This window comes from Thermosynechococcus sp. OHK43 (assembly GCF_014466085.1).
Lineage (GTDB): Bacteria > Cyanobacteriota > Cyanobacteriia > Thermosynechococcales > Thermosynechococcaceae > Thermosynechococcus.
Map to the genome: position 1 here is coordinate 1 of NZ_JACOMP010000271.1, position 4,055 is coordinate 4,055.

Genomic DNA, 4,055 nt, shown 5'->3' on the forward strand with positions numbered 1-4,055 from the left:
CCTTAGACCATAGGGGGCAACCTTTGCTCCACAGCAACAGGAGAGTGCTTAGGCTTCCCGATCAAGCGACCATGGAGGGAGAATAATTTGCAGCGAGAGATTATTTTCTGCGTGCCAAAGTTCTGTAAGCTCAGATAGGAAACCTCTGCGGGATCAACTTGTGCAGTTAGGAGGGTTGTGTGGATAACGTCATCGGCTTAGAGATTATTGAAGTTGTCGAGCAGGCGGCGATCGCCTCAGCGCGGTGGATGGGCAAAGGTGACAAAAACATGGCGGATCAGGCGGCCGTCGATGCCATGCGCAACCGCATGAATCAAATCCATATGCGTGGTCGCATTGTCATTGGTGAGGGGGAACGGGATGAAGCCCCAATGCTCTACATTGGCGAAGAAGTGGGCATTTGTACCCGTCCCGATGCTGCCCAATACTGTAACCCTGAAGAGCTCATTGAAATTGACATTGCCGTTGACCCCTGCGAAGGGACAAACCTTTGTGCCTATGGTCAACCAGGCTCGATGGCAGTGCTGGCCATTTCTGAAAAAGGGGGATTGTTTGCAGCTCCCGACTTTTATATGAAGAAATTGGCAGCGCCCCCTGCTGCTAAGGGCAAAGTGGATATTCGCAACTCCGCGACAGAAAACCTGAAAATTCTCTCTGAATGCCTTGACCGCGCCATCGATGAATTGGTGGTGGTGGTCATGAAGCGCGATCGCCACAATGACTTAATTCAAGAAATCCGCGATGCGGGTGCCCGCGTTCAACTGATCTCCGATGGGGATGTCTCCGCAGCTCTTGCCTGTGCTTTCTCTGGTACCAACATTCATGCCCTCATGGGGATTGGCGCTGCGCCCGAAGGGGTGATTTCTGCCGCTGCCATGCGCGCCTTAGGTGGGCACTTCCAAGGGCAACTGGTCTATGATCCCGCTGTGGTCATGACCAAGGAATGGGCCAATCGCACCCGCGAAGGCAACCTTGAAGAGCTGAAAAAAGCGGGCATCACCGATCCCGATAAAGTGTATGAAGCCGAAGAATTGGCCTCTGGGGAAACGGTGCTCTTTGCCGCCTGTGGCATTACCCCCGGCATGCTCATGAAAGGGGTGCGTTTCTTCAAGGGAGGTGCCCGTACCCAATCTCTGGTTATTTCCACCCAGTCGAAGACAGCACGCTTTGTGGATACGATCCACATGTTCGATAAGCAATTGAAGTCGCTCCAGTTGTACTAAGCACTGACTGCGACCAAAGATAGACCAAAGATAATGGACTCCCTCCCTGTGGGGGAGGCTTTTGCATGAGTTCAGCCTGTAAAGTGCCATGCCTGTGAACCTCGCCACCACGCTTACCTTTGCTCGCCTGTTGATCGTGTTCGTGATCCTAGGTTTGCTCTCCTTCAATGATGGAGCGGTCTACCGTTGGTGGGGGGTGAGTCTGTTTCTGGTGGCCGCCCTCACGGATTGGCTGGATGGCTACATTGCCCGCCGTTTCAATCAGGTGACGGATTTGGGCAAAGTGCTTGATCCGCTGGTGGATAAGCTGCTGATTCTTGTGCCTCTTTTGCTCTGTATTGAGTGGGCAGAGGTGCCTGCATGGTCAGTGGCGTTGATCCTCTTTCGGGAACTAGGAATTGCCAGCTGGCGGGTTCAGCAATCTCACATTCAGGGGGCGAACCTTTGGGGGAAAGCCAAAACCGTTAGCCAGATTGTGGCCGTGGCGTTGCTTCTGGCTCCCTTACCTCCTGCTTGGCAGGGGGGAATACTCATTGCTTATGGGGGGGCGATCGCCCTCACGCTGATTTCTGGAGCAGTTTATCTTTGCGGTTGAGCGCCAATGCGCCCCGCCAGCACTTCCTGTAACTGCTGCGGATTAATGCGATCAACCCAATAGGCTTGAAAGGTTGGCTGCGCCACTTGGCTAACAAACGTTTGACTCAAGAAGGGACGCAATTGCTCATTCTGTTGATTAAAGACTCCAAAGAAGGCTGCACTCACCCCCTTGAAAAAGGGCTGTGCCAACTGGGGATTCGGGCCAATGAGATCATTAGGTACTGGCAACACCCCCGCTTCGCTGACCCCTAGCGCCGAGAAGTGGGTACCGGGAACGAGCATGGCAAGATACTTGGGCTCGGCCTGCAACCATGTAAAGGGCAAAATCTGCTCCTCTAGCGGTGGCGCAAAGACATCTTTGCTACTGGAAACAATGAGCACAGGCACCTTGATATTGGCCATACCCCGTTCGTCAATCAGCATACTGCTCACTGGATTGACGGCAATCACAGATTTGACCCGTGGATCTACCAATGTAGAGGGCGCATCGGACAGACCGAGACTACGACATTGCAGAGGCAGGGAGATATTAAAGATAAAAAGATCATTCGCTGCTGCTAAACAGCGTTGCTTAACAGCATTCCAGTCAACGGTACCCCCCGCCGCCGCCAGTACCGTAAAGCCCCCCATTGAGTGACCAAAGAGACCAACATTCTTGGTGTCAATTTTCAGGGCAGGGTTTTTCTGAACCAAAGCGGCCACGGCATCTATCCCAAACTTTAAATCGAGGGGACGCTGCGCCCAGTCCTTCGGCAAGTTCTCGTAGTCGAGGGGTGCCCCTGAGAGGAAACTGCCAACCCGACTGGCATCGGAACCGGGGTGAGTGACTGCTAAGACCGCCAGTCCATAACTGGCCAAGTGCTCTGCCAAGTAGGCAAAGGTCGTGCGGTCTGAGGCTAAACCATGGGAAATGACAATCAGGGGCGCAGGCGCCGTGATTCCTATTGGGACATAGAGATCTGCGGGAATGGCGCCCGTGGTGCGATTGGGATTGGTAAATGTCATGTTTTGCTTTTGCCACTGGAAGGGCCCCTTCTGGGCAGGATAAAGACCACTGGGCAGCGACGTTCTTGGCTGGAGTTGCGCCAAGCGTTCGATAAAGTCTTGCGCCCGCTGTTCTTGATTCACTGCACGGATAAAAGCGCCCACTGCCGTTAGGCCCAATTCACCATTGACTTTCACACTCTTGCCGGGAAAGGCCTGTAGCACTGAGAGTAAAGTAATGCCTGAGGGAGAGCTGGCGGCGGTTGTCAGAGCTTTCCCAAGAGCCTGGCCACCATTGACATCATTATCGGCATGGATGACTTGGCCGATACGCTCTAAAAAGCTTTGACCCAGGGGACTGTTGACAAATTGGCTGACGGTGGTGGGTTTCAAGTCCATGCGGGTGGTTAAGCCTTCCCGCAGGTTGGCCTGTTGATCACTGGGGAGCAACTGAATTAAAAGTTTGAGATCCGAGCTAGCCTGACCGGTTGCCGCAAATGTGGCAAGGTCGCTCACTTGAATGTTGAAGGTACCAAAGGGTGGATAAACAAGGCTAATTTGTTCGGCAGCAAGTCCAGTCTGTGTCCAAATGGTTGCAGCTGCCCCCAAGAGGGAGAACCACTGCCATTTTTTCTTTGTGGGCGCGATCGCCATTTCTAAAACACCTTTAATTCCTGCAACATTACTTACTGTATTATTCTGATCTACAAACCAGTTTAATCCTCGCTTTGACAATGAAACTGCAGCCTCAATCCACTCCACGAACGCGAGGATAAAAAAGTACAGGCGAGTCCTGCCCTACCTGACGAGTGCCCTGAGGGAGAGGTTCCATGCTGTGGTATCGTGCTTTTGGAAAAAATAAGGGAACCCGCCCATGAGTGATAATGCAATTCAACAGATGAAGCAAGCTGTTGCCAAAGCCGCCGCCGATCGCGTGGCGTCGGGAATGGTGGTGGGCTTGGGGACAGGGTCAACCACGGCCTTTGTTATTCAGTTTTTGGGCGATCGCCTGCGCAATGGAGAGCTCAGTAACATCGCCGGTGTGCCCACCTCGTTTCAAGCCTCTGTCTTGGCCAAAAAGCATGGCATTCCCCTCGTCACCCTCGATGATGTGGAGAAACTCGACATTGCCATTGATGGTGCCGATGAAGTAGATCCCGCCAAAAACCTGATCAAAGGGGGCGGGGCAGCCCATACCCGTGAAAAAATCGTTGATTCCCTGGCAGAGCAGTTCTTGGTGGTGGTGGATAG

At 53.1% G+C, this 4,055-nt stretch carries 4 protein-coding genes; 3 read left to right on the forward strand and 1 reads right to left on the reverse strand.

Annotation, left to right across the window (positions count from 1 at the left end):
* Positions 1-179: 179 nt before the first annotated feature.
* Positions 180-1,223, forward strand: a complete 1,044-nt coding sequence (gene glpX, locus H8Q75_RS11795; RefSeq protein ID WP_126986280.1) for a class II fructose-bisphosphatase — start codon at positions 180-182, stop codon at positions 1,221-1,223.
* Between the two features lie 88 nt (positions 1,224-1,311).
* Complete coding sequence (pgsA, locus tag H8Q75_RS11800) at positions 1,312-1,818, forward strand: CDP-diacylglycerol--glycerol-3-phosphate 3-phosphatidyltransferase (protein WP_297041928.1); 507 nt, start codon at positions 1,312-1,314, stop codon at positions 1,816-1,818.
* On the opposite strand, the gene H8Q75_RS11805 is transcribed toward pgsA, so the two are convergent.
* Complete coding sequence (locus H8Q75_RS11805; protein WP_024124431.1) at positions 1,803-3,458, reverse strand: alpha/beta hydrolase; 1,656 nt, start codon at positions 3,456-3,458, stop codon at positions 1,803-1,805. The genes pgsA and H8Q75_RS11805 overlap by 16 nt on opposite strands.
* A gap of 220 nt (positions 3,459-3,678) precedes the next feature.
* Here H8Q75_RS11805 and rpiA point away from each other — a divergent pair.
* Positions 3,679-4,055, forward strand: a 377-nt coding sequence (gene rpiA, locus H8Q75_RS11810; protein WP_297041931.1) for a ribose 5-phosphate isomerase A, incomplete at its 3' end; no start/stop codon positions are given.